The organism is Actinocatenispora sera (assembly GCF_018324685.1).
Classification (GTDB): domain Bacteria; phylum Actinomycetota; class Actinomycetes; order Mycobacteriales; family Micromonosporaceae; genus Actinocatenispora; species Actinocatenispora sera.
The window spans coordinates 2,810,221-2,835,168 of record NZ_AP023354.1; the positions used below are offsets into that span (position 1 = coordinate 2,810,221).

A 24,948-nucleotide genomic window follows, 5' to 3' on the forward strand; every position below is an offset into this window, starting at 1 on the left:
CCCCTGTCATGCCGGGCGTTCGCACCGGCTTCGCCATGCTGGCACCGCCGCCCGCCGCCCGCCGCCCGCCGCCCGCCGCCCGCCGCCCGCCGCCCGCCGGCGGAAGGCTGTCCGAAAACGCCGCCGGGCAACGGTCACAGGTCGTCGAGTTGGACCAGACCGTCCTGGATCGCCCGGGCGACCAGCGCGGCCTTGGTGGGGGCCTGCCGGCCGCGCATCGCGTACTTGACCCGGATGTGCTCGAGGTGGGTGTTCACGGTGCTGGGGGAGATGCCCAGGCGCTGCGCGACGAACTCCTTCGACTCCGACTGGAACCACTCGACGAGCACCTCGGTCTCCCGGGCCGACAGCGCGGGCCGGTTGCCGGAGCGGTCGCCGGCCAGCGCCCCGGCCAGCGATGGCGGGGTGTAGGCGCGGCCGGCGGCGGCAGCCGCGGTGGCGTCGATGAGGTGCTGGGATCCTTCGACCTTCGTCAGGTAGCTCAACGCGCCCAACTCGAGACACTGCAAGGCGATCGCATCGTCGGCGCGCATCGAGTACACGACGACCCGGCGGCCGGCCTGGGTGAGCCGGCGCAGTTCACCCATGGCGGGGGCGGGGCGGCCGAGGTGGAGGTCGAGGATGACGACGTCGGCGGTGGCGCCGTCGCCGAGCCACGCGACGCGAACGTCGTCGCCGGCGGCGACCACCCGGATCGGCGGGCTGCCCGTCGCCAACCAGTGCGTCACCCCGTCGCGTACCGCGGGGTGGTCGTCGACGATGACCGCGGTCAGCTGCTCGCCCTGCGCCACCTGGCCTCCATTCGCCCGTCCTGACCGTAGCTGCCGCACTCGACCTCGACGTGCATCGAGCCGGGTGGGGCCGTGCCGGCAGCGCCGGCGTCGGTCACCACGGCGACCCGGACCTCCTCGGTGGTGCGCAGCACGCTCACCCTGGCACGGTTGCGGGCCACCGACAACGCCGCCACCACCGGCCCGGTCAGCTCGTGCCGTACTGCGGTCGGTACGGCCACCGCGGTGCCGCTGACGGCCAGCGACACCACGACGCCGCGTCGCTCGGCGATGTCGATGCAGGCGGTGATCTCGTGTACCAGCGGGTCCGGCGACTCGTCGTTCTCGGCGAACAGCCTGCGCAGCTGGGTGGCGGCCAGCGCGCAGCGGCGCCGGGTCTCGGACTCGCGCGGGTCCGCCAGCCCGTCTGCCAGCTCCGCCAGCAGCGGCAGCGTCAGGCCCAGCTGGCCGGCGAAGTCGTTGCGCTGCCCGCGTTCCCACTGCTCGGCCAGCAGCAGCTGGGTCTGCATCCGGTCGCGGTCGGCGATCGCCGCGCTCGTGCGCCGGGTACTGCGCGCCAGCGCCCGGGCGATCACCACGACCGACAGCTGAACGGTGGCGCTGCCGAGTACGACGATGCCGACCGCACCGATCTCGACGCGATCCGGTTGGCCGGCAGCCAGGAACAGTCCGACACTCAGCGCCAGGTGCGTGCCCAGCGCCGCGAGGAGCAGCGGAACGCGGTCGAGCAGCAGCAACAGCAGGTACCACTCGACCAGGCCGAAGGACCAGTCCGCCGCGCCGAAGTGCTCGCCGGCGGTGAGCGCGCTGGTCGCGCAGTACCCGGCGGCCAGCGTCACGGCGGTCCCGGCCGCGGTGACCGCGCCGGGCAACGGGCGGCGGCGCAGCACCCAGCCGCCGCCGGCCGCGGTGACGCAGGCCAGGGCGACGAACGCGGCGACCGCGAGCCAGTGGTACCGGTAGCGCTGCTCCAGCACCGGCCGCAGCGACAACCCGACCAGCAGGACCGCGGTGACGAACCACAACGCGACCCGCATCGTCGCGTGCACGTTGCCGCCTGCGGCCGGATCGTCATCCACCGGGCCACACCAGCCGGATGGTGGTCCCGTTGCCGGGCGCCGAGATCACGGTCGCGTCGCCGCCGACGGCGCGCATCCGCTCGACGATCGAACCGCGGATTCCCCGGCAGGATCGGGGCACCTCGTCGGGGGCGAACCCCGCGCCCGCATCCCGCACCGTCACCGCCACCAGGTCTTGCTCGGTGCGTACGGTGAGGGTGGCGGCGTCGACGTGCGCGTGCCGTTCGACGTTCGCCAGGCCCTCGCGCACCGCGCGCAGCAGGGCGAGCGCCACCGACGCGGGCACCAGCGCCTCGCCCTGCCGCCGCAGCTCGATCGCCAGCCGGCTGCGGGCCACCACGGCGTGCAGCGACGCGGCGAGATCCACCGCGCTGTCGCTGCCGGCGGGCGTGCCCGCCGCACCGGTGAGTATCGCCAGATCGTGCCGCGCGTACCGGGCGACCTGCGCCGGATCGCTGTCGCCGCGCACCGCGATCTGGAGGAAGGTCGACGACGCGGTGTCGTGCAGCAGCGCAAGGTACTCGCGTTGCCGCTGGTGCCGGGCTCGCGCCAGCGCCTCGGCACGGGCCAGCGCCGAGCGGTGTTCCCGTACCTCGTCGGTGCGCCGGCTCGAGCGCAACAGCAGCAGGAACCCCAGGCGTGCCAGTACGCACTCGAACAGCAGCCGCGGCACGAGCGAGCCGGCGTCGCCGGTGCCGAGTACGGCCAGATCGACGGCGAGCAGACCCGCCGTCACCGGCGCGGCGACGGGTGCCGGCCACTCCCACTGCAGCGTGATCGCCGTGGTGGTCAGCACGTTGAGCGCCCAGGGGTTCGGTGGCGCGCCACTGCACTGCAGCATCACGCACACCGCCACGACCCGGGCGACGGCGAACGCGAGCGCGAGCGGCGCCGCCCGGCCGGAGAACCCGACCCAGCAGTCGACCGCGGAGCCCACCAGCACCAGCCCGAACACCGCGAGCCCCGCGGGCAACGCCTGGCTTGGCATCGTGAGCAGGCCGAACGCGCTGATCAGGGCCACACCCACGCCGCGTACCGGTCCGGCGAGCCGGCGCGCCGCGGCGAGGAACGCCGTCTCGACGGTGCGGTAGCGCACGTCGCTCGTCCCGCCAGTCGCCGTATCCCGGCGCCGGCCGGCGCCGGCGGCGCGCCAGCTGGCCGGCAGCGTGGGCATCCGATCACCGCTCCTTCGGGCCCGGCGGCGCGCTGCGCCGGCGCGATCCGCGAACGCATCGAGGGCGGAGAACTTTACCGCCGGCGGTTCAGGGGAACTCGTGGATCGAAACCCGCCCGGGTGCCGGAGCCTCGTCGTGGATCGTCGGTCGAACGCCCGATGCCGGGCTGGCACGGAGTGTCTACATTCTGGGCACACTTCGCGGTCGGCGCCGACCCGTACTCCACCACGAGAGGAGACGACGTGCGAGACACGCACCGGAGGGCCTGGCCGCTCCGGATCGCCGCGCTGGTAGTGGCGGCAGCAGCGGCACTGGTCGTGCCGGCCGCCGCGGCGGCCGCCCCGGCCGAACCGTCGACCATCTCGCCGCACGTCGGCGCGTGGGGCGGGTACTCCAACGGGCAGATCCCCGCGTCGGCGATGACCTACCTGGGTCGCAGCGCCGACGGGACCAACCTGTACCTGCGGCGCGACGCGGCGATCTCCATGAGCCGGATGCAGTCCGCGTACCACGCGCAGACCGGCGGCACGCTCGCGATCAACGAGGGCTACCGCGATCTCGCCACCCAGTGGTACTACTGGAACCTCTACCAGTCGGGGCAGGGCAACGTCGCCGCCTATCCCGGCACCTCCAATCACGGCTGGGCGCTCGCGGTCGACCTCGCCCTGGCCGGCAACCAGTTCTCGTGGCTGCAGAGCCACGCCGCCGCCTACGGCTGGAGTTGGGCGACCGGGCAGGCGGCCGGCGAGCCGTGGCACTGGGAGTACGTGCGTACCGGGCCGTGGTCGCAGGAACCGATCGGCGACTGGAGCGGCGACGGCTACGCCGACGTCCTTGCGGTGTGGGACAACGGCGAGCTGCACTACTACCCGAACAACGGGCTGAAACTGAGCGGCAGCAGCCTGCTCGGCCACGGGTGGGGCTCGTTCCGGTTCGTCACCGCCGCGGACTGGAGCGGCGACGGCGCCGCCGACGTGCTCGGTGTCAACGCCGCCGGTGACCTGCTCTACTACCCGCACAACGGCAACGGGCTCAGTTCCCCGGTCCAGATCGGCCATGGGTGGTCGTCGTTCCAGCACGTGCTGGCCGCGGACTGGAGCGGCGACGGGCACGCCGACGTGTTGGGCGTCAACGCCGCTGGTGACCTGCTGTACTACCCGCACAACGGAAGCGGGCTGGGATCGCCGGTGCAGATCGGGCACGGGTGGTCGTCGTTTCGTCAGGTGATGGCGGCCGACTGGAGCGGCGACGGGCACGCGGACGTGCTCGGTGTCAACGCCGCCGGCGACCTGCTGTACTACCCGCACAACGGCAACGGGCTCAGCTCTCCGGTGCAGATCGGGCACGGGTTCCAGACCTTCACCTCCGTCTTCGCTGCGGACTTCAGCGGGGACGGGCACGCCGACGTCCTCGCCGTCGACGCGGCGGGCAACCTCTGGTACTACCCGCACAGCGGCAACGGTTTCGGTGCTCGGGTGCAGCTCGGTCACGGATTCGGCACCTGCACGTTCGTTCTCTGACTCCGGCGGACGAGCGCGCTGCGAACGGCGCCGGCCCCGTTGTTCGACGGGGTCGGCCTGGGCACGAGGAAAGGAGAACCGTATGTTCCGCACCGGATCTGGAGGCTGGCGAAGATGGGCCCGGCGCAGCGGCCTGGGACTGGCCGCGGCCGCGGTGGTGGCGCTGTCGAGCACGGCGGCGTCGGCTACCCCGGCCGGCACGAGCACCCGCCTGCCGAGCTACGTCGTGGTCCCGCAGAACTGCGACTACATCCCGCCGAACCCCGACCTGGCGGTCGCCAAGACCGTCTATCGGGTCGGTCGCCAGCTCGGCGCCAGCAGCAAGGTCATGCTCGCCGGGTTCGAGGCCGGCCTGGTCGAGTCGAACATGAACAACCTGCCGTGCGGCGACCGCGACTCGCTCGGCGTGTTCCAGCAGCGGCCCTCCCAGGGCTGGGGCACCGCCGCACAGATCATGAACGTCGCGTACGCCTCGAACTCGTTCTTCACCCGTGCCATCAACGTCGCGGCCGCCTATCCGGGGCTGTCGGCCGGCCAGGTGGCCCAGAAGGTGCAGGTCTCGGCCTATCCGGATCGCTACGACCAGGCGCAGAGCGCGGCCGGCGCGCTGATCGCCCGGGTGAAGCGGGCGCTGAGCGACCACGTCTCGGACTTCAGCGGTGACGGCTACGCCGACGTCCTTGCGGTGTGGGACAACGGCGAGCTGCACTACTACCCGAACAACGGGCTGAAGCTGAGCGGCAACACCAAGATCGGCCCCGGGTGGGGAAGCTTCCGGTTCGTGACCGCCGCGGACTGGAGCGGCGACGGCTCCGCCGACGTGCTCGGTGTCAACGCGGCCGGTGACCTGCTGTACTACGCACACAACGGAAACGGGCTCAGCTCCCCGGTCAAGATCGGGCATGGTTGGTCGTCGTTCCAGCAGGTGATGGCCGCCGACTGGAGCGGTGACGGGCACGCCGACGTGCTCGGTGTCAACGCCGCGGGTGACCTGCTCTACTACCCGCACAACGGAAACGGGCTCAGCTCCCCGGTCAAGATCGGGCATGGTTGGTCGACGTTTCGTCAGGTGACCGCCGCCGACTGGAGCGGTGACGGCCACGCCGACATCCTCGGCGTCGACTCGGCTGGGAAGCTCTGGTACTACCCGCACAACGGCAACGGGCTCAGCTCTCGCGTCGAGATCGGGCACGGGTTCCAGACCTTCACCTCCGTCTTCGCCGCGGACTTCAGCGGGGACGGGCACGCCGACGTACTCGCCGTCGATGCCTCGGGTTACCTGTGGTACTACCCGCACAGTGGCAACGGTTTCGGTACCCGGGTGCAGCTCGGTCACGGCTTCGGCACCTGCACGTTCGTCCTCTGATCCCCGTGGGCGCACCGGCGCCGCCCCGACCTCCGGCCGTCTTCATCGACGGTCAGATCCCCTCAGGTCGGCTGCGGTCCCCGGTGCGCCCGCGGTCAGCCGGCCCGCATGCTGATGGCGCTGTCGGCCCACCCAGGTGCGTCGATGTCGCCGACAACACCGTCGGCTCGCCCGGGTGCGTTCCGGATCCGGCGGCAGACACCGGGCACGCCGGGCGGAGCAACGCACGAATCCACCGCCGCGCCGAGCGGACGTCGTGCTGCGCTCACCTGCCGGCGATGTTGATGGCGCTGCGGGCGTACGTGCCGGTTTCGACGGTGTCGACCAGGGTGGCGGCGGCGTCGGCGCGGGTGATCGAGCGCGGCCGGTCGAGCAGGTCGCGGGAGATCTGGACGTTGCCGCGGGCGGGCTTGTCGAGCAGGCGGTTGAGCCGCACGACCGTCCAGTCGAGGTCGGTGGCGGCCAGCACGCGTTCCATCCGGGCGGTGTCGGCGTAGGCGTCGGCGAGCATCCTCCGCAGGATCGCCACGGGCACCCGCGGCCGGTCCGACACGATGGGGTAGGCGCTGGTGAAGGCGACCCGGCGTACCCCCGTGTCGGCCATCGCCGCGGTGACGACGCGGGCCACCTCGGCGGTGTGGTGCGGGCCCTTGCGGGTGGCGGCGGCGACCACGGCGATGACCGCGTCGGCGCCGGCGAGCGCGGAGCGAACCGCCTGGGGGTCGCGCCCGTCGCCGGCCACGACCGACTCCGGGCTGAGGGTGTCCGGCATCGTGTCGGGCCGGCGGGTGAACGCGGTGACGAGGTGGCCGCGGCGGATGGCGTCGGCGACGACCAGGCGACCGGTGCGCCCGGTGGAGCCGAGAACGGTGATCCTCACTTGCCGCTCCGGGTCATCAGCCGGCCGAACAGCGTGCGCGACCAGGGCCGGTACCGGGTGTTCTGGAACGCGGTGACCTGCCAGGTGTCGTCGTGGCGGACCAGCACGTAGGTGACCGACGACAGGCGTTTCGCGGAGGGGCGGGTGCGGCGGCGCTGCCAGGACATGATGATGCCGCCGAGCGCGCAGGCGACGGCGACGTCGGGGGCGACAAGCCGGATGTCGGGCGTGGGCATGGTCATCCGCGAGTTGCGCATGATCCCGGCGAACAGCGCGCGGTGGCCGTCGGCGATGGCCCGGCGGCCGGTCATCCGGGTGCCGTCGAACGCCGTGTAGTCCGCGTCGTCGGTGAACAGTGCCGCGTACGCGTCCGGGTCGCCGGCCGCCCAGGCGTCGGCGACCCGCGACAGGGTGCGCTGCACGTCGGTGAGCGTGTCGATCATGATCCCTCCCCATTTGGTTTAGCTCTCTAAATAATTTAGCACACTAAACCAACTGGCCGAGGGTCGTCCCCGGAAGGGAGTACGCCGCGAGCGACGGTCAGCCGTCGCCGGTAAGCCGGGTCGTCTGGTCCCGCAGGATCTGCGTGACGCCGGCGAGGAAGTCGCCGATCGCCTCCAACTGCTCCGGGGTGTACCTGCGGGTCAGGTCCTCGACGGCCTCGCTCAGCGGCGCGAACGCCGGCCGCAGCTCCCGCTCGAGCCGTTCCGCGTCGGCCAGCACGAGCGTCTTCCTCCGGTCGGCGGCATCCGCCACCCGCCGCGCGTACCCGGCGCGGGCGAGCCGGTCGACCAGCCCGGTCACCGCCCCCGGCGTCAGCCCCAGGCCCCGCGCCAGCTCGCCGGAGGTGACCGGTCCGCGGCGGGTGAGCAGGTCCAGCGCCTTGTTCTCGGTCGCGGTCAGCCCCCGGCGGGCCGCCACCGCCTCGTGGAACATCACCACCGCCGTGCTCAGCTCCCGCCCGAGCAGCTCACCGATGTCCGGCGTACCGCCCTCGGCTCCTCGCGCTGCGCCCGCCACCCGACCACGCTCCCTCGTACCGCCGCAACGATCCGCGGCCATGCTCCGCCCAGTATGCGAGCCCCGCGGGCCCGGCTGCTCAGGACCCGGCCGCACTGACCTGCGGGTTTCGTGGGACGCGGCGGCCCGACATTGATCACCGGTCGTGATCGCAACCATCGCAGGCTGGGCCTTGGTGCGCGCATCGGGTTCTGGTGGACTTCTCGTCGGCACCGGGAACCGGTGCCGACGAGAAGATTCGAGGAGTTCGGCATGCCCAACGTGATCGTCCAGCAGCTGCCCAAGTCGCCGGAGGCCACTCGCGACCTCGTGCGCCGCATCACCGAGGCGTTCGTCGACGCGTGCCAGACGCCGGCCGAGGCCGTGCACGTCTGGATCGAGGAGTTCCCGGCCGACCGGTATGCCGCGGGCGGCAAGCTCCTCTCCGACAAGTAGTCGGCGCGGGTGGCTTCGCCCACCGCCGGGACGGCCGGCACGACGCCACCCGGCCGCCACGACGCAACCGGCCCCGGCCGGCACCGCTCGGTACGGGCCCGCGGCCCCGCGACGCTACCCCCCCGGCCGGCACCGATCGGTACGGAGAGGAAACGCTTTCCGTTGGTACGCCACGGAGACGCCTCTTCTCGGCGCGGTGTCCCGCCGCGGGCGGCGGCTCAGTGCTCGCACAGGGAGAACTGGCGTTCGTAGAGCTGCTCGTTGTGCTCGTCGACGAAGAACTTGCGTTCCCGCATGAGTTGCTCACGGTAGCCCTTGGCCTGTTCCAGCGTCATGGTCGAGCTGTCCGACCATGGCTGCTGCGGCGGCACGTCGGAGGTCGACACGATCGGCGCGGACGGGTCGATCAGGAAGAACACGAGAATCTTGCGGTGCCCGGGGCGGGTGGGGTCGACGAGGCGAAACGAGCCGACCCGGTGCTGCAGGACGTTCGGGAACGCCAGGCAGCGCCCCGCCGGGGTGACTGCCGAGCCCAGCAGCTGGTTCAGCGCGTCCTCGTCTTCCAGGCCGTAGACCTCCCGCAGGCCGCCGTCGTCGTTCTGCTCGTACTCCGGGTCGTCCACGGCGGCCCGGAAACTCAGCCGGCTCTCGGTGATGTTCTCGCTGTCCCAGTAGTAGATGCCGGTCGAGACGATCCGCTCGTTCAGCATGCCCTCCACATGCCAGGAGCCGCCGGGGTACTCGGGCTTGTCGGGGGTGAGATGGATGGTGGCGAGTTTGACGATGACCTGGAGACGGCGGCCGCGCAGATCGACCCGGGCGGACGGGTCGGGGATCTCGGGGGCGGTGAACACCGGTGCGTCCGGGACGACGGGGCGACGGTTCTCCCACCAGTCGTCCTGGGCCACGTGCCATGCGTCCACGGCCTGCTTGTAGGCCTCGTCGTCGCTGAAGGCGGACCGGTCCGGGCATTCCGGCTCCGAGTCGTACCACTCGTACGGATCGGCCTCGATCCGCAGCGGCCGCGGATGACGCAGGTCGGTGAGCACGTTCTCCAGCAGCGGCCGCATCCGCGCGAACAACTCCGGCAGTACCGCGGCGAGGTCGCGATGCCGCTCCGGGTGGACGTTGTTGACGTACGAGCGGAAGCTGACCTCGCCGTCCGGGCTGACCTCGACGTCGGTGGGCAGCCACTGGAACTGCTCGGAGAACTCGTACCGCGAGTAGTGGTCGGTCGGGTTCTGCCACGCCCGCTCGGGCGCGCCACTCACCCCCTTCACCAGGCAGAACAGCGAGGGGTGCACCAGGTCGAGCACCTGGCCGCCGGATCCGGGATGCCAGTCCTGCTCCGCTTCGGGTACCTGTTCCAGCACCCGGACCGCCGCGCGCAGCCGAGCGGTCAGCTCGGCGTCGATCAGGGTGTCGGACTGCCAGACGCCGTCGACGGCGGACACCTCGGCGCCGGTGCCCGCATCGCGCAGCGCGGCGTAGTGCGCGAGCTCGGCAAGGACGTAGTGCACCTGCGCCTCGGTCATGCCCTGGTCGATCGCCTCCCGCGTCCACCGGGCGGCGATCTCGGGGTCGTGCATCTTGTCGTACCACCCGGGCTTTTCCCGGATGTGCGCGCTGCACTGCAGCATCTGCAGCTCGCGCAGTGTGCGGGGCGTGGCGAACGCTGCGGAGCGGGACGCGTGAAAGGGCAGCGGGAAAGCGGACAGGCCGGTCAACTGCGGTTCCTCCCGGTGGGTTCCGTGGCGGCGGGAAGCCTACGGCAACCCACCGACAGCGCGGCGCCGCGGCGGGCGAGAACGGCTGCCTCCAGCCGATCGGCCGCGGGCGCGAGGGAGCGATGAGTCCTGGTGCTGGTTCGAGTCTTCACTGCGTACCCCTCGCCTCGACGCGACGAGAGGCGGAGGATCCCGGGGTATGGAGTGGAGAGGGAGGCCGGGATGAGCGGTCCGATTCGGTTGTACATGTCGATGTCGTTGGACGGCTACATCGCCGGCCCCGACGATCGGCCCGGCCAGGAGCTCGGGCGCGACGGTGGTCGCCTGTTCGACTGGCTCGACGACCGGAACTCCGATGGCCCGAGCGGCCAGGTGTACCGCGAGGCGCTGGCGACCGGCGCGGTGATCTCCGGCCGGCGGACCTTCGAACTCGCCGGCCGCTGGCAGGGCGACCATCACGGGGGTGTGCCGATCCTCGTCCTGACGCACCAGGTGGATGACGGGGACGTGCCGCCCGGCCACGCTCGGTTCGTCACCGGCGTCGACGACTGCGCGGCTCAGGCTCGCGCGGCCGCCGGGGATCGGCCGGTGCTGGTCCATGGGGCGAGCGCGGCGCAGTCGTTGCTGCGGGCCGGACACCTCGACGAGATGGAGATCCACCTGGTTCAGGTGCTGCTCGGGGGTGGCCGCCGGCTGTTCGACCATCGTGGTGGCGGGCACATCGAACTCGACCTCCTCCGGCGCCTCGACGATCGAGATGTCACGCACCTGCGCTACCGGGTGCGCCGGCCGGGGGAGACGGCATGAGAACGCTGTTCGTCAGCTACCGCGTCAGCGATCTGGACCGCTCGCTCGCCTTCTACGGTGCCCTCGGCTACGCCGAGCTGGGCCGGGTCGACCTCGGCGACGGCAGCCGGCTGGTCATCCTCAAATTCCCGGACGAGGCGTCGGCCTCGCTCGAAGTGGTGCACCGTGCCGGTGCCGGACCGGTCGAGGTGGGCAGCGGTTTCGACCACCTGGCGATCGAGGTGGACACGCTGGCCGACACGCTGGAGCGGCTGACCGGGGCCGGGCTGGAGCCGGGCCCGATCGAGTATCCGGGTGGCCCGGACGGTCCGAAGACCTCGTGGCTCACCGATCCGGACGGGTACCGGATCGAGCTGGTGGAGTGGCCGCCGAACAGCCCCGACGGCCTCACCGCCGAGTTCTGAGCTCGCCGCGGGAGCCGGGGGCCACCACGGCGTGGCGGGAGTCGATCGTCTTCATCGTACCGAGCTGTTCCCTTTGGTGAAGTATGTCTTCATAATGAACCTGTGCGCGCTAAAGAACTTTCGTAGCGGAGATTCGCAACCGCTGCCGCGGCAGGGGAGGGCACATGCCTCGTCGATCGTTCGGTGTCGCCCTGGCGGTCACCGCGTTGGTTGCCCTGCCGGCGGGCACCATCCCGTCGAGCGCCGCCTCGGCCGCCACCCCGGAGCCGGTGATCGGGCACGCGGTGTTCAACGACCCGGCCGGCTCGGCCACCGCGCAGGACGCCGTGTTCACCCAGCTGGCCGGGCTGATCGAACGGGTACCGGCGGGCCAGGACATCGAGCTGACCACCTACGGCTTCGACGTCGTGGACGGTGCCGGCGCACCGGATCTCGCCGCCGACCTGGTCGCGGCCTACCAGCGGGGCGTGCACGTCCGCGTCATCGTCGACCACGCCTCGGCGGCCAACGCCCCGGTCGACACCCTGCGCGCCGCGCTGGGCAGCGACGACACGGCCCCGTCGTACCTGGTCGACTGCAAGGACCAGTTCCCCGAGGGACCCGACCGCGGCTGCATCGGCACCCGCCAGTACCTGTGGCCGGGCACCAGCACGCCCACCCACGCCTACAACCACAACAAGTTCGCGCTGTTCTCGCAGGTGACGCTGTCGTCGGGCACGGTGTCCGACGTGGTCTACCAGGCGTCGGCCAACATCGGCACCTGGGACTCCCAGAACGCCTACAACAACGCCTTCACCTACACCGACCCGCGCACCTACGACTACTACCACCAGTACTTCGACGATTTGCGCGACTACCGGCACAGCAGCACCGGCGACAACGACTACTACCGCGACTCCGGTACCGGCACCAGGTACCGGGTGTTCTTCTTCCCGCGCCACGAGCCGGCCGGTGCCAGCTTCACCGACTCGTCCAGCGACACCGTCTACAACATCCTGCGGTCGGTGGCCTGCACGCACACCAACCCGGACGGGTCGAAGCACCAGACGCTGGTCCGCGTCGCCAACTGGGCGCTGGACCGCACCGACGTCGCGCAGCAACTCAACACGCTGGCGCAGGCCGGCTGCTGGGTGGACGTGGTCTACAGCAACGTGAGTACCGGCGCCCACGCCGCCCTGAACGCGGCCAAGAACCTTCAGGTCACCCAGTGCGACTACACCACCGGCGGGCGGCGCATCCGGGTGCATTCGAAGTACCTGCTGATCAACGGCGGCATCACCGGCGACCCCGGCGCGCACCTGTGGACCGGCAGCCCCAACCTCGCCTGGGGTGAGCTGCGCCAGGCCGACGAGGCGATGCTGCGCGTCCTCGACCAGGACGACCACGACGAGTACCTCGCCGACTTCTGGCACGTGCGCGACACCTGCCGAGCCAACGGCGGCATCGTCAAGTAGCCCGCCCGGCCGCGTGCGGCCGAGGTCCGCACGACGTCCGCGGGCGTGCAGCCGGGGCCCACACGGTGTCCGTGGGCCGGCGGTATCGGCCCGCAGGCCGGCGGTACCGGCCCGCGGCCCGCTGGTCAGCGCCGATCGGTGGCGGCGAGCTCGTCGGCGTTGACCGGTGACAGCGGTGCCTGGCCGGTGAGTACCCGAACCACCTCGTGCGCGGCGAACTCGCGGACGGTGCGCATCGCCTCCTCGGAGTAGTACGCGGCGTGCGGCGTGACGATCACGTTGTCCAGGCCGAACAGCGGGTTGCTCGGCGTCCAGTCCCGCTGCTTGCTGGGCTCCTCCTCGAGGTCGTCGAGGCCCGCCCCGGCGATCCAACCCTCGCTCAGCGCCCGGTACAGGGCGTCGTCGCGCACGATCGGGCCGCGCGCGGTGTTGACGAGGATCAGCGTCGACTTCATCCGGCGCAGCTCCGCCTCGCCGATCAGGTGGTGGGTCTGGTCGGTGAGGGGCGCCTGCACCACCAGGTAGTCCGCCTGGTCGAGCAGCTCGTCGAACGACACCGGGGTCGCGCCGTGCGCGGTCACCTCCTCGGCCGACAGGTACGGGTCGTGCGCCACGACACCCATCCCGAACGCACGCGCCCGAACCGCGATCGCCTGTGCGATCGCACCGAACGACAGCAGCCCGAGCAGCCGGCCCTGCATCCGGTGGATCGGCTCGCCCGACTGCCAGCGCCAGACCCCGGCCCGGGTGGCCCGGTCGTACGTGGCGACCCGTCGGGTGGCGGCGAGCAGCAGCGCCATGGCGTGGTCGGCGACCTCGTCCCGGCACCAGTCGTTCGGCACGTTGGTGACCAGGATCCCGTGCCGGGTGGCCGCATCCACGTCGACGATGTCCACGCCGGTGCCGTACCGGGCGATCACCCGGCCGCGGGTGAACGCGGCGATGGCGCGGGGGCCGACCGTGGCGTACTGGGCGAAGAGCGCGTCGGCGTCCCGGGCGACGGCGATCACGTCGTCCTCGGTCTTGCAGTCGGCGGCGACCAGCCGGAAGCCGGCGCGTTCGATGATGGCGCGTTCGATGTCCACCTCACCGAAGTCGTGGTCGGCCACCACGACGGTGAGCGGTTCCTGCTCGGTCATGCTCGGTCACCTTCCGCGCTCGGTGGGCTGGCTCAGGTCATCGCCGCGCCGTCGCGGCTGCTGCCGGCCACGCGCGAGTACAGCGAGAGGATGCCTTTCTCGTGTCGCGGCGCCGGCGGCCGCCAGATGGCCCGCCGTTCGGCGAGGACGGCGTCGATCTGTTCGGCCGGGCGGCGCTCCCGGTCGACGCCGACGATCGCCAGCCGCCGTTCCGGGATGTCGATCTCGACGAGGTCGCCGTCCTGTATCAGCGCGATGGCGCCGCCCTCGATCGCCTCCGGGGCGACGTGCCCGACGCACGGGCCCTTCATGGCGCCGGAGTAGCGCCCGTCGGTGACGATCGCGGTGGTGGTGTTCAGCGCCGGGTCGGCGGACAGGATCGTGGCGGCGTAGTACATCTCCGGCATGCCGTTGGCGCGCGGCCCCTCGTACCGGATGACCAGCACGTCGCCGGGCGAGATCTGGCGCTGCAGCAGCGCGTGCACCGCCTCGTCCTCGAAGTCGAAGACCCGGGCCGGACCGACGTGCGTGTGCATCTGCTTCGGTACCGAGAACGTCTTGATCATCGCGCCGTCCGGCGCCAGGTTGCCGTACAGGATGGCGAGCCCGCCGTCGTTGGCGAACGGATCGGACCGCGGCCGGATGATCTCGTCCCGGTCGATCTGGTAGTTGTTCAGGTAGCCCAGCCGCTCGCGGAAGAAGTACGGGTCGCGCTCGATCTCGTCCAGGTTCTCGCCGAGCGTCTTGCCGGTGACGGTCAGGCAGTCCAGGTGCAGCATCTCGCGCAGCTCCAGCATCACCGCGGGAACCCCGCCGGCGTACCAGAAGTACTCGACGGGATAGCGGCCGGTGGTCTTGACGTTGGCGAGCACCGGTACCCGGCGGTGGATCCGGTCGAAGTCGTCGACGGTGAGGTCGATGCCGGCCTCCCGGGCGATCACCGGCAGGTGCAGCAGCGCGTTGGTGGAGCCGCCGATCGCCGCGTGCAGCACGACCGCGTTCTCGAACGCCTCCCGGGTCAGGATCTCCCGCGGGGTCAGGTTGCGCCGGATCAGGTCGACCAGCTGCTTGCCGGTGGCGCGGGCGTAGCGCAGCAGCTTGGTCAGCGGCGCCGGCACCAGCGCCGAGCCGGGCAGCGCCAGCCCGAGCGCCTCGGCGAGCACCTGCCCGGTACTGGCGCTGCCCATGAACTGGCAGGCACCGCAGGTGGGGCAGGCGCCGCGCTGGGCGCTGTGCAGGTCCTCGCGCGCCAGCTCGCCACGTTCCACCGCGGCACCCATGTCCCACATCTGGTTGGAGGTCACGTAGTCGGGCGCGTTCAGCTGGGTACCGCCGGGCAGGTGGATGGCGGGCAGGTTGCACCGGGCGATCGCGAGCAGGTGCGCCGGTACCGACTTGTCGTTGCCGGAAACCAGCACCATCCCGTCGTGCGGGTGACCGAGCGCGTGGATCTCCACCATCGCGGCCATGATGTCGCGGGAGATCAGCGAGTAGCTCATCCCGCTGGTGGCCTGCACGACCCCGTCGCAGATGTCGCTGACGGTGAACACGCCGGGCTTGCCGCCCGCCTCGTACACCCCGTTGCTGACCTCCTCGACCAGCTCCCGGAAGTGGAACGTGCCCGGGTGGCCCATCCCGTAGGCGCTGTCCACCAGCACCTGCGGCTTGCCGAGGTCCTCCTCGGTCCAGTTCATGCCCAGCCGCAGCGCGTCGCCCTGGTGGTTGAGCAGCCGCAGCCGTTGGCTGCGCAGCTGGGGGCGGTCCTCGTCCATCGCCTCGAAGCCTCTCTTCCGTCGCCGGACCGCGCCCGCCGGCCGGCGAAGATCGCCGGATCGGCCGTACGGTCAGGAAGCCGGCCCGTCGGAGCCGGCCGGGTACTCGTACAGCGGCACATTGTCCGCCGACCATGCCGCGAGGATCGGCTCCACCACGCGCCAGGACTCCTCGGCCTCGTCGCCGCGGATCGACAGGACCGGATCGCCGGTGAGCACGTCGAGCAGCACCCGCCCGTACGGCGGCAGGTCGGGCGGCGGCATCCGGGCGGCCAGCCGTACCGGGGCGAAGGTACGGGCCGCCGATCCGGTACCGGTGAGATCCAGCGTCATGTCCTCCGGCGCCAGGCCGAAACGCAGCAGGTTCGGCCCCACCCGGCCGTCGTGGCCGAACGGCAGGTGCGGTACCGGCCGGAAGCGCACGGCGACCTCCATCCGGTCGGCGCCCAGCGCCTTGCCGGTGCGCAGCCGAAACGTCGTGCCCGACCACCGCCAGCTGTCCAGCTCCAGCTCGATCTGCGCGAACGTCTCGGTCCGGCGGTCCGGTTCGACGCCGTCCTCGTCGACGTAGGCGGGCACGTCGCGGTCGCCGATTCGGCCGGCCACATACCGGCCGCGGCGGGTACGGCGCGCGACGTCGGCCGCGGTGAACGGCCGGATCGTGCGCAGCACGTCCACCTTGCGGTCGCGCAGGTCGCGCTCGCCGAGGCTGATCGGCGGCTCCATCGCTACCAGGCACAGCAGCTGGAGCAGGTGGTTCTGCACCATGTCCTTGAGCGCGCCGGCCCGGTCGTAGTAGCCGGCCCGGCCCGCCAGCGTGAGCCGCTCGTCCCAGACGATGTCCACCTCGGCGATGTGGGTGCTGTTCCACAGCGGCTCGAACACCCGGTTGGCGAGCCGGGCACCGAGGATGTTCTCCACAGTGGACATCGCGAGGAAGTGGTCCACCCGGAACACCGCCTCCTCGGGCAGCACGTCGGCGAGCAGCCGGTTGAGTTCCACCGCGTCGGCCAGGTGCTCGCCGAACGGCTTCTCCAGGACGATCCGGCTGTCCGGCGGCAGGCCGGCCCGGCTCAGCGCGGTCACCGCGGTGGCGAACAGCCCCGGCGGCAGGGCCAGGTAGGCGGCGACCGGGCCGCCGCCGGCCACCAGGGCGGCGACGCTGTCGGCGTCGGTGACGTCGCAGCGGCGGAAGTCGGCCGCCGCCACGACCGCCTGCCGCGCCTCGACCGGCGTGGCGCCGCCGTACCGGTCCAGTTGCGCGGCGGCCCACTCGCGGAACTGCTCGGTGCTCGTCTCGCTGCGATCGGCGCAGGTGAGGCGGAACCGGTCGCCCAGGTGCCCGGCCGCGCGCAGCGCCGCGAGCCCGGGCAGCAGGTACCGGGCGTTGAGGTCGCCGGTGCCGCCGAAGACGACGAGGCGGTCGATCATCCGCCGGCCGCCTTGCGATGCCGGGCCCGCGCCAGGTTCACCCCGCTGGCGATGACGCCGATGTGGCTGAACGCCTGCGGGAAGTTGCCCATGAACTCACCGGTCGTCGGGTGGATCTGCTCGGACAGCAGGCCCAGCGGGCTCGCCCGCTCGCACAGCGAGGCGTACAGCTGCTCCGCCTCCTCGAGGCGGCCCTGGCCGACCAGGTTGTCCACCAGCCAGAAGCTGCACAGCAGGAACGCGCCCTCGTCGCCGGGGATCCCGTCGGTGGACTGCTCGTGCAGGTAGCGGTAGAGCAGCCCGCCGCCGGCCGACAGCCGCTCGGCGATCGTGGCGGTGGTGGCCACCATCCGCGGGTGGTCGGCCGGCAGCACCAGCCGCAGCGGCAGCGCGAGCAGGCTCGCATCCAGGCCGCCGGTGCCGTCCAGATGCTCGCGAAAGGTACCGGCCCCCTCGTCCCACGACTGGTCCAGGATCGTCTGGCGAAGCTTGTCCGCGGCCGCCCGCCAGCCCGCCACCGGACCCGGCAGGCCGAGCCGTTCCCCGATGGTCGCGGCCCGGTCGAGCGCGACCTGACACATCGCCGCCGAGTAGGTGAACACCCGCCCCTCGCTGCGCACCTCCCAGATGCCCTGGTCGGGGTGGCGCCACGCCTCGCTCGCGAGGTCGGCGAGGCCGGCCAGCCCGCCCCACAGCGCCGGCTCCAGGTCGCCGCCGGCCCGCATCCACTGGTCCGCGCAGTCCAGTACCTCGCCGTACACGTCGTGCTGGCGCTGGTCGGCGGCGCCGTTGCCCCACCGTACCGGGGCGGAGCGGCGGTAGCCCTCCAGCTGGGCGTCCTCGACCTCGTCGGGCACCGGCTCGCCGGACAGCGCATACATGATGCGCGGCACCCGGCTCTGCTCGAACGCATCCAGCACCCAGCCGAGGAACGCGTCGGCCTCGTCGGCGAAACCGATGCGGCGCAACGCGAACACGGCGAACGACGCGTCCCGGATCCACACGTACCGGTAGTCCCAGTTGCGCACGCCGCCGATCGGCGCGGGCAGCGAGGAGGTGGGCGCGGCGACCAGCGAGCCGTTCACCCAGTCGTCGCACAGCTTCAGGGTGATCGCGGCGCGGCGCACCGTCGGCTCCTGCGGCCCGTCGTAGTGGAACCGGCGCATCCAGCGCCGCCACGCCTCGGCCGTGTCGCGCAGCATCGTCTCGGCGTCGAACCGGTGGTGGCGGTGGTACCGGCGCCAGGACAGCACCAGATCGAGCCGGTCGCCCTGATGCAGGTCGTAGGCGGCGGTCAGGCCGTCCAGCGGCCGGCTGGACCGCAGGTGCAGGCGCAGCTCCGGGCGCCCCGGTACGCCCAGTTCCAGGCCACTGAACAGGGTCCGGACGTGGGCGCCGCCGCGGGGCCGCACATCGAGGCGAAGACGTACCTCGCCGTCGGTGACGACCGCGGAGCGCACCAGCTCGGCGCGCTGGGCCGGCGCGTCGTCGCTGAGATCCGCGCCCGGACGCAGCGCCAGCGCGTCGGTGACACGCACCCGCCCGGTGTCGGTGAGCATCTCGGTGACCAGCACCGCCGTGTCGGGCTCGTACCACTGCCGGGCCCGGCGGATGCCTTCCGGCGCAACGGTGAAGTGCCCACCGCGGGCGTGATCGAGCAGTCCGCAGAACAGCGGGTCGGAGCCGAAGCTCGGCAGGCACAGCCAGGGGATCGACCCGTCCAGCCCGACCAGTGCGGCGCTCGCGCCGTCGCCGATCAGGCCGAGGTCCTCCAGCGGCAGGTATCCGTCGCGTCGCCGGATCGTGCGAAAGTCCGGATCGGGATCAAGCATCGCTCGCCTCCACGCCGCGATCGCCTGGCTGCACCACGATGAACATCCGGTCGGTGCCCGGGGAGTCGGCTCCTTCCCGACAGGAAGCCTAGACCGGACGTTTGCCGCCCCGTGGCGATACGTGCAGACCACTGGCGGCCGCCCCGCCGCCGGAGCCGTACCGTCGACGCGGGCCGGATCACGGGCGGTGTCCCCGCCGCCGGAGCCGTACCGTCGATGCGGGCCCACGCGGGCCGGTTCGGGTCGACGCGGGTCGACGCGGGCGCGAGGCGGATCGCTCTCGCGCCGTCACGCACGTTCGGCTGAGCCCGGTTGCGTACCCGCCACGGCGATCGTCCGGTTCGCCACCGGCGCCGGACGGCGAGCAGATCACCGACATCCGGAAAGATTTCGGATCTCCCGCGGCGTGCGCCGGCACGGGCGACCATCTGGGAGGGGCCGGGCACCGCCCGAGCCGGGGCGCGCTGGCGGCGCTGGACATCGGGGTGATCGCGATGACGGATCCGATCCTGGTCGGCCTGGACGGCTCGCCGCCGAGCCGGCGAGCCGTTCGGTGGGCGGCGGCGGAGGCCGCGCTGCGGGGCTCGCCGCTGCGGATCCTGACCGCGTTCGTCTCGCCGATCCAGCTGTACTCGGTGATTCCCCGCAGCCAGCTACCCGATCTCGCCGTCCTGCAGCACGACGCCCGGGATCGGCTGACCGAGCAGGCCGATGCGGTGCGGGCCGAGTTCCCCGACGTTTCGGTGCACGCCGACCTCGTCGAGCAGGAGCCGGCGAAGGCGCTGGTCGAGGGCAGTGCCGAGGCGAGCCTGACGGTCGTCGGGCAGCGCGGCCGCGGCGCGCTGGCCGGGATGCTGCTCGGATCGGTCAGCGACCGGGTGGCCACCTACGCCAGCGGCACCGTCGTGGTGGTCCCGGACGAACCGGCCGCCGGCGGCCCGGTAGTGGTGGGCACGGACGGCTCCGCGGCGTCGCAGCGGGCCGTGGCGGTGGCGTTCGAGGAGGCGGACCGGCGCCGTACCGAGCTCGTCGCGGTACGCGCCTGGCTGGCGTCGGGGCTCGACGGCCCCAACCGGGTCGCACTGGTCCTCGACGTCGACGAGATGGCCGAGCAGGAACGGCGCCTGCTGGAGGAGTCCCTGGCCGAGGGGCGCTCGAAGCATCCGGACGTGCCGGTACGCCCGGTGCTCGGGTACGGGTCGCCGGTTGCCCAGCTGGGTGAGCAGGCCGAGGGGGCGCGGCTGCTGGTGGTGGGCTCGCGCGGGCGCGGCGGATTCACCGGGATGCTGCTGGGCTCGACCAGCCGCTCGCTGCTGTACCGGGCGCGCTGCCCGGTCGCCGTCGTCCGTCCCTGACCCGAGGCCGGATCGAACGCCGTTGCTCACTCGACGGCGAGAACGCTCTCCCGGGTGCCGCGCCGGGCCGAGGACTCCCGGACGATCAGCTGCGTCGGGGTGATCAGCGGCTCGTCGGGCAGGGCGGCACCGCCGATCAGGTCGATGAGAAGGCGCACCGCCGCCTGGCCCATGGCGTACATCGGTTGCCGTACGGTCGTCAGCGGCGGCACGGCCAGCGCCGCGGCCGGGATGTCGTCGAAGCCCACGACCGCGATGTCGTCGGGTACCCGCACGCCGGTCTCGCGCAGCCTTCGCAGCACGGCGAGCGCGACCACGTCGCCGACCGCGAGTACCGCGTCGAGCCGGGGTTCACGGGCCAGCAGTTCGCCGGCCGCGTCGTAGGACTGGCGATCGCTCATGTCGGTGCGCAGGACCAGATCGTCGCGCAGCTCGATGCCATGCTCGGTCAGCGCGCGCCGCCAGCCGCGATCGCGTTCGGCGCAGAACGTGTACTGCGGTGGGCCGGTGATCACACCGATCCGGCGCGCGCCGGTCTCGGCGAGATGCCGGGCCACGTCGTAGCCGCCGCGCTCGTTGGTGGTGGCCACCGACGGGAAGCGCGGGCGGCGGACCCGGTCGTCGATCATCACGATCGGGAAGCCGCGCCGCTGGTGCAGCTCGGTCAGCTCGGTCAGCCCGCCGGGTGGCTCGATCGCCACGATGCCGTCGATCGCGTTGCCCTCCACCTGATGCAGGAACGAGGTCAGCGACCTCTCGCCGCGCGACAGGGTGTGCAGCACGAGCGTGAAGTCCCGGGCCTCGGCCTCGGCCGCGACACCGCCCAGCACCTGGAGCATCCACGGCCACGCCAACGAGGAGACCAGCAGTCCGACGGTGCGTTGACTGCCCCGGGCCAGCCGCACGGCGCTGGCGCTCGGGACGAAGCCGAGGCTGCGGGCCGCGGCGCGGACCCGTTCGACGGCGCCCGCACCGACGTCCGGATGGTCGTTGAGCGCTCGCGATGCGGTCGCCTTCGACACCCCGGCCGCCGCGGCGACCTGAGCGATCGTCACCCGGGCCATCGATCCTCCGCGAGGTCTCCGGAACCGGTTCCGGAACCGGTTCCAACGAAACCTAGTCGCACCCCTCCGGGGTTGTCAACGGCGCGCCGAAGGACCGGACCCACCGGTCGAGGTCGGCCATTGACGGCACACCCACCCGTAATTACGGTTGCGCCGAAACCTGCCGCCCAGCGAGACGGAGTGCATCATGCGTGGTCTACTACGAAGAGCAGTCGGCATCATCGCGGCAACCGCCGCCGTACTGTCCATCGGAGCAATTCCGGCCCGGGCCGATACGGGTGGGGCCACGGTCACGGCGCTGGGCGAGCCACTGCACAACCTCGCCGTGTACGGAGCCGTCTTCGGCTCGGGCCCAGACGGCCACGACTACGGCTACCTGGTCACCCGCGGAAACCCGGGTGCGCTCAACGTCGTCGACACCGCTACCGGCAGGTTGACGGCCAGCTTCGAACTGCCCGGCGCGGCCGGCTCCTGGGGCGGCGCGGTCGTCGACGACGGCACCGCGTACATCGCGGCCGACGCCAAGCTGTTCCGGTACCGGCCGGGCGCGGACCACGTCGAGGACCTCGGCGTACCGCTGCCGGGCGAGACGACCGCCTGGCGTGCGGCGACCGACGGGCGCCGGGTCTTCGTCGGCACCTATCCCGGCGGGAAGCTCTACTCCTACGACCATGTCACCGGCCGGCTGCGCGACTACGGTCAGGTGGCGGCGGGCGAGCAGTACGTGCGCAGCGTCGCGGTGGCGCGCGGGAAGGTCTACGCCGGTCTCGGCACGACCGCGAAACTGGTCCAGGTCGACATCGAAACCGGTGCGCGGCAAGAGATCCCGCTGCCCGAGCAGTACCGCTCGGAGACCTTCGTCTACGACCTCAACGTCGCGCGCGGGCACCTTGTCGCCCGGCTGGCCAACAGCAACCGGATGCTCGTCTACGACCTCGGCACCGGCCGGTGGGTGGCCGACCTCGGTACCGGCAAGGGTGTCGACGCCTCACCGGCCGACTCGGCCGGCAACGTCTACTACGTGGCGAGCGACGGCCGGCTGACCTCCTACAACCTGCGCACCGGTGCGGTACGCGCGACCGGACTGGCCGGCATGGGCACCGCTCGCGGCTTCGGCTGGACCCACCTGGGTACGAGCGAGTTCCCCGGCCGGACGCTCGTCACCGCCGACATCAGCGCACACCTGACGTACTACAACCCGGCCACCGGCGCGTCGAAGGTGGTGTCCACGGAGGTACAGGGGCGGCCGGCGCAGCTGCAGACCCTGCACACCGGCCCGGACGGCACGATCTATGCCAGCGCCTACCCCAGCGGCGGGCTGACCGGCTACGACCCGGCCACCGGAACGTTCCAGGAGAACCCGGTGATCGGCCAGGTCGAAGGGTTCGGCACCTGGCGCGGCAAGATCTACGCCGGCGTGTACCCCGGCGCCCACCTGTACGAGCTCGACCCGTCGTCGCCGGTCGTCAAGGGCAGCAATCCCCGCGAGTTCACCGCGCTGACCTCCGAGCACCAGGACCGGCCGTTCGCCATCACCGGCGCGGGCGACCGGCTCGCCGTCGGCACGATCCCCGAGTACGGGCAGCTCGGCGGCGCCCTCGCCCTGGTCGATCCGGCCACCGGCACCAAGAACGTGTACCGCAACGTGGTGCCGGACCAGAGCGTGTCCGCGCTCGCCTACACCGGCGGCCTGATCTACGGCGGCACCAGCGTCTGGGGCGGCCTCGGTTCGACCCCGACGCAGACCGAGGCGAAACTGTTCGTCTTCGATCCCGCCACCGGTACCAAGGTCTGGGAGGGGGTGCCGCTTCCGGGCGAGAAGGCGATCACCAATCTCGTCGTCGGGCCGGACGGGCACCTGTGGGGCGGCACCTCGGGCACGCTGTTCGAGTTCGACCCGGCCAGCCATGCGGTGCTGCGCACCATCGAGATCGTGCCGTTCGACTGGAACGTGGACCACGTCTGGCGCAGCGTGCACCTTGCCTTCGCGCCGGACGGATCGCTGTGCGGCAACTTCCGCGCCACGATCGCCTGCGTCGACACCACCACCGGATCGGTGCAGACCCTGGTCACCGACGCCGACGACGTGTGGACGATGGGTTCCGACGGCACCATCTACTTCGGACGGGGCAGCGAGCTGTACCGGCTCGACCGGTCCTGAGCCTGCGCCCCTTTCCTCGACGGCGCAGCGGATCCGCGGCGTCGCCGGCTCCCCCCACCCGTGGCCGGAAGTTCCCACTGGGTGGGGGAGTCGGCGGCTGGCGTCGCCAGGTGGCGAGACCGGGTTGCGCGGGCGGATGCGTTGCGGCGCAGGCGGATTCTGGGATTGTCAGCCGCCCGGCCGCCCGGCCACCCAGCCGCCAGCCGTTACGCGGACAGACCCGCCTCGACCGCGTCGAGGATCGCCGTACCGTTGTGCTCGGCCCAGCTGGTGAGCAGTTCGATCGCGGGGATGAGCGTGGTGCCGAGCGCGGTGAGCCGGTACTCGACCCGTGGGGGTACCTCGGCGTAGGCACGGCGGTCGACCAGGCCGTGGCCGGCGAGCCGGCGCAGCGTCTGGGTCAGCATCTTGCGGGAGATCCCGCCGATGATGGGTGGGGCACGTGGCGATCCAGCTGGCCAAGTGGCGCGGCGCGCACGTGATCACCACGGTCAGCGCCGACAAGCGGGAGTTCGTCGCCGAGCTGGGTGCCGACGAGACCATCGACTACCGGCAGCGCGACTTCACCGAAGCCGCCAAGGATGTTGACGTGGTGCTCGACACGGTGGGCGGCGACTACGGGGAACGGTCCCTGCGGGTGCTTCGTTCCGGCGGGCTTCTGGTGACCGCGGTCGATCGCACCAACCGCGAGCTGGCTGCCAAGGCTCGGGCCGCCGGTACGCGCTTCGCCGGTGTCGCCGTGGACCCCGACCCGGTGGCGCTGCAGCACCTGGCCGACCTCGCCGAACAGGGAAAGCTGCGGGTCCACGTGCAGCGAACCTTCCCCCTGGACCAGGCGGTCGCGGCGCACGAGCTGCTCGACGGCGGCCACGTACAGGGCAAGCTCGCAATCGTGCTCGGTTAGTCCCCGGGCGCCCGATCAGCCCAGGCGGCGCCACCGGACGGCGCTCGACGACCGGCAGCGAGTCGAACCGACTCGTCGCCCGCGGCGCTGCCGGGCGCGGGGCGGAGCCGGTCCGGGCCGGGCCGGTGTCAGCGGAACAGGGGGAGTGCGCCGACGAGCTTGTCGATCTGCTTGCGAGGGCCGTACAGGCCGATGCCGACGCTGGCCAGATCGGCGGTCGCGGTGGCGGTCATCTTCTCGGCGTACTCGTCGTAGGTGCGGCAGCTCTGGGCCAGCGCGCTGAAGTTGACGAGGAACGTCTCGTCCTGGGCTGCCGCCGCCTGCACGATGGTGCGTACCCGGTCGCTCGGCGCGGTCAGGATCGGCAGCGGGATGTGGATGATGCCGGCGTGCACGACGCCGTCGGCATCCTTCACGTCCGCCCCGATGAGCCCCTCCACGCGGTGTCCCAGGGTCGCGGCGAGCACGCTCGCCGCATTGACCGCGAGCCCGGTCGGCAGCTCGTCGCTGACCACGATCGCGCACTTGTCTCCGAGCCGTCCTGCCACGTGTCTCTCCTCCGTCGCCGTCAACGACGCCCAACGTAGCAAGGCCTGCGGAAGTTTCGACTAGAATCCGTGTCGGATTTGGCC

General features: G+C 72.0%; 23 protein-coding genes. 9 read left to right on the top strand and 14 right to left on the bottom strand.

Annotated elements, in window-relative coordinates; genetic code table 11:
* Positions 1-134: 134 nt before the first annotated feature.
* Genes Asera_RS13450 through Asera_RS13460 form a run of 3 tightly spaced genes read right to left on the bottom strand, consistent with a single transcriptional unit; the run spans position 135 to position 3,044 of the window.
* The gene (locus tag Asera_RS13450; protein ID WP_030449547.1) at positions 135-791 is read right to left on the bottom strand and encodes a response regulator transcription factor; all 657 of its coding nucleotides are present in this window, start codon (positions 789-791) and stop codon (positions 135-137) included.
* A complete protein-coding gene (locus tag Asera_RS13455; protein WP_157035177.1) occupies positions 770-1,870 on the bottom strand; it encodes a hypothetical protein in 1,101 nt (366 codons plus the stop codon). The genes Asera_RS13450 and Asera_RS13455 overlap by 22 nt, the downstream gene beginning before the upstream one ends.
* Entirely contained in the window at positions 1,863-3,044 is a 1,182-nt protein-coding gene (locus Asera_RS13460; protein WP_211255788.1) for a sensor histidine kinase, read from the bottom strand. Before Asera_RS13460 ends, Asera_RS13455 begins: the two co-directional genes overlap by 8 nt.
* 177 nt (positions 3,045-3,221) lie before the next feature.
* On the opposite strand from Asera_RS13460, the gene Asera_RS13465 reads away from it, so the two are divergent.
* Together Asera_RS13465 and Asera_RS13470 are read left to right on the top strand one after the other, a co-directional pair.
* Positions 3,222-4,565, top strand: a complete 1,344-nt coding sequence (locus Asera_RS13465; RefSeq protein WP_211255789.1) for an FG-GAP-like repeat-containing protein — start codon at positions 3,222-3,224, stop codon at positions 4,563-4,565.
* Positions 4,566-4,647: 82 nt separating this feature from the next.
* Positions 4,648-5,931: an FG-GAP repeat domain-containing protein gene (locus tag Asera_RS13470; RefSeq protein ID WP_211255790.1), complete on the top strand. Its 1,284-nt coding sequence runs from the start codon at positions 4,648-4,650 to the stop codon at positions 5,929-5,931.
* 265 nt (positions 5,932-6,196) lie between these two features.
* Here Asera_RS13470 and Asera_RS13475 read toward each other — a convergent pair whose 3' ends face one another.
* From Asera_RS13475 to Asera_RS13485, 3 genes are all read right to left on the bottom strand, one after another.
* Positions 6,197-6,811, bottom strand: coding sequence for an NAD(P)-dependent oxidoreductase (locus tag Asera_RS13475; protein WP_051803017.1), 615 nt, complete (start codon positions 6,809-6,811; stop codon positions 6,197-6,199).
* A complete protein-coding gene (locus Asera_RS13480; RefSeq protein ID WP_030449552.1) occupies positions 6,808-7,254 on the bottom strand; it encodes an SgcJ/EcaC family oxidoreductase in 447 nt (148 codons plus the stop codon). Before Asera_RS13480 ends, Asera_RS13475 begins: the two co-directional genes overlap by 4 nt.
* 97 nt (positions 7,255-7,351) lie before the next feature.
* A complete protein-coding gene (locus Asera_RS13485) occupies positions 7,352-7,831 on the bottom strand; it encodes a MarR family winged helix-turn-helix transcriptional regulator (RefSeq protein WP_244843862.1) in 480 nt (159 codons plus the stop codon).
* A gap of 252 nt (positions 7,832-8,083) precedes the next feature.
* Here Asera_RS13485 and Asera_RS13490 point away from each other — a divergent pair, with 252 nt between their 5' ends.
* On the top strand, positions 8,084-8,266 hold the full coding sequence (locus Asera_RS13490) for a tautomerase family protein (RefSeq protein ID WP_030449554.1): 183 nt from the start codon (positions 8,084-8,086) through the stop codon (positions 8,264-8,266).
* A gap of 218 nt (positions 8,267-8,484) precedes the next feature.
* Here the strand turns inward: Asera_RS13490 and Asera_RS13495 are convergent, their stop codons facing one another.
* Positions 8,485-9,993, bottom strand: coding sequence for a DUF4246 domain-containing protein (locus Asera_RS13495; RefSeq protein WP_030449555.1), 1,509 nt, complete (start codon positions 9,991-9,993; stop codon positions 8,485-8,487).
* A gap of 222 nt (positions 9,994-10,215) precedes the next feature.
* Between Asera_RS13495 and Asera_RS13500 the strand changes: the two genes are divergently transcribed.
* From Asera_RS13500 to Asera_RS13510, 3 genes are all read left to right on the top strand, one after another.
* Complete coding sequence (locus Asera_RS13500) at positions 10,216-10,800, top strand: dihydrofolate reductase family protein (protein ID WP_030449556.1); 585 nt, start codon at positions 10,216-10,218, stop codon at positions 10,798-10,800.
* Entirely contained in the window at positions 10,797-11,204 is a 408-nt protein-coding gene (locus Asera_RS13505) for a VOC family protein (protein WP_030449557.1), read from the top strand. The genes Asera_RS13500 and Asera_RS13505 overlap by 4 nt, the downstream gene beginning before the upstream one ends.
* A gap of 164 nt (positions 11,205-11,368) precedes the next feature.
* The gene (locus tag Asera_RS13510) at positions 11,369-12,658 is read left to right on the top strand and encodes a phospholipase D-like domain-containing protein (RefSeq protein ID WP_051803018.1); all 1,290 of its coding nucleotides are present in this window, start codon (positions 11,369-11,371) and stop codon (positions 12,656-12,658) included.
* A gap of 125 nt (positions 12,659-12,783) precedes the next feature.
* Here Asera_RS13510 and Asera_RS13515 read toward each other — a convergent pair whose 3' ends face one another.
* The 4 genes from Asera_RS13515 to Asera_RS13530 all read right to left on the bottom strand — a co-directional run bounded on the left by Asera_RS13515 (position 12,784) and on the right by Asera_RS13530 (position 18,832).
* Entirely contained in the window at positions 12,784-13,797 is a 1,014-nt protein-coding gene (locus tag Asera_RS13515; RefSeq protein WP_030449559.1) for a C-terminal binding protein, read from the bottom strand.
* 32 nt (positions 13,798-13,829) lie between these two features.
* Positions 13,830-15,569: a dihydroxy-acid dehydratase gene (ilvD, locus tag Asera_RS13520; RefSeq protein ID WP_030449560.1), complete on the bottom strand. Its 1,740-nt coding sequence runs from the start codon at positions 15,567-15,569 to the stop codon at positions 13,830-13,832.
* Positions 15,570-15,641: 72 nt separating this feature from the next.
* Positions 15,642-17,000, bottom strand: a complete 1,359-nt coding sequence (locus Asera_RS13525) for a glucose-6-phosphate dehydrogenase (protein ID WP_030449561.1) — start codon at positions 16,998-17,000, stop codon at positions 15,642-15,644.
* Positions 16,997-18,832, bottom strand: a complete 1,836-nt coding sequence (locus Asera_RS13530; protein WP_030449562.1) for a glycoside hydrolase family 15 protein — start codon at positions 18,830-18,832, stop codon at positions 16,997-16,999. Before Asera_RS13530 ends, Asera_RS13525 begins: the two co-directional genes overlap by 4 nt.
* 494 nt (positions 18,833-19,326) lie before the next feature.
* Between Asera_RS13530 and Asera_RS13535 the strand changes: the two genes are divergently transcribed.
* Complete coding sequence (locus tag Asera_RS13535) at positions 19,327-20,187, top strand: universal stress protein (RefSeq protein WP_030449563.1); 861 nt, start codon at positions 19,327-19,329, stop codon at positions 20,185-20,187.
* Positions 20,188-20,213: 26 nt separating this feature from the next.
* Here Asera_RS13535 and Asera_RS13540 read toward each other — a convergent pair whose 3' ends face one another.
* Entirely contained in the window at positions 20,214-21,251 is a 1,038-nt protein-coding gene (locus Asera_RS13540) for a LacI family DNA-binding transcriptional regulator (protein WP_030449564.1), read from the bottom strand.
* 187 nt (positions 21,252-21,438) lie between these two features.
* On the opposite strand from Asera_RS13540, the gene Asera_RS13545 reads away from it, so the two are divergent.
* On the top strand, positions 21,439-23,412 hold the full coding sequence (locus Asera_RS13545) for an outer membrane protein assembly factor BamB family protein (protein ID WP_084132793.1): 1,974 nt from the start codon (positions 21,439-21,441) through the stop codon (positions 23,410-23,412).
* Between the two features lie 206 nt (positions 23,413-23,618).
* Here Asera_RS13545 and Asera_RS13550 read toward each other — a convergent pair whose 3' ends face one another.
* Positions 23,619-23,843, bottom strand: coding sequence for a winged helix-turn-helix transcriptional regulator (locus Asera_RS13550; RefSeq protein WP_342344445.1), 225 nt, complete (start codon positions 23,841-23,843; stop codon positions 23,619-23,621).
* A gap of 11 nt (positions 23,844-23,854) precedes the next feature.
* On the opposite strand from Asera_RS13550, the gene Asera_RS13555 reads away from it, so the two are divergent.
* Positions 23,855-24,316: a zinc-binding dehydrogenase gene (locus Asera_RS13555; protein ID WP_051803021.1), complete on the top strand. Its 462-nt coding sequence runs from the start codon at positions 23,855-23,857 to the stop codon at positions 24,314-24,316.
* Between the two features lie 128 nt (positions 24,317-24,444).
* On the opposite strand, the gene Asera_RS13560 is transcribed toward Asera_RS13555, so the two are convergent.
* Positions 24,445-24,864, bottom strand: coding sequence for a DUF2000 domain-containing protein (locus Asera_RS13560; protein ID WP_030449568.1), 420 nt, complete (start codon positions 24,862-24,864; stop codon positions 24,445-24,447).
* Between the last annotated feature and the right edge of the window lie 84 nt (positions 24,865-24,948).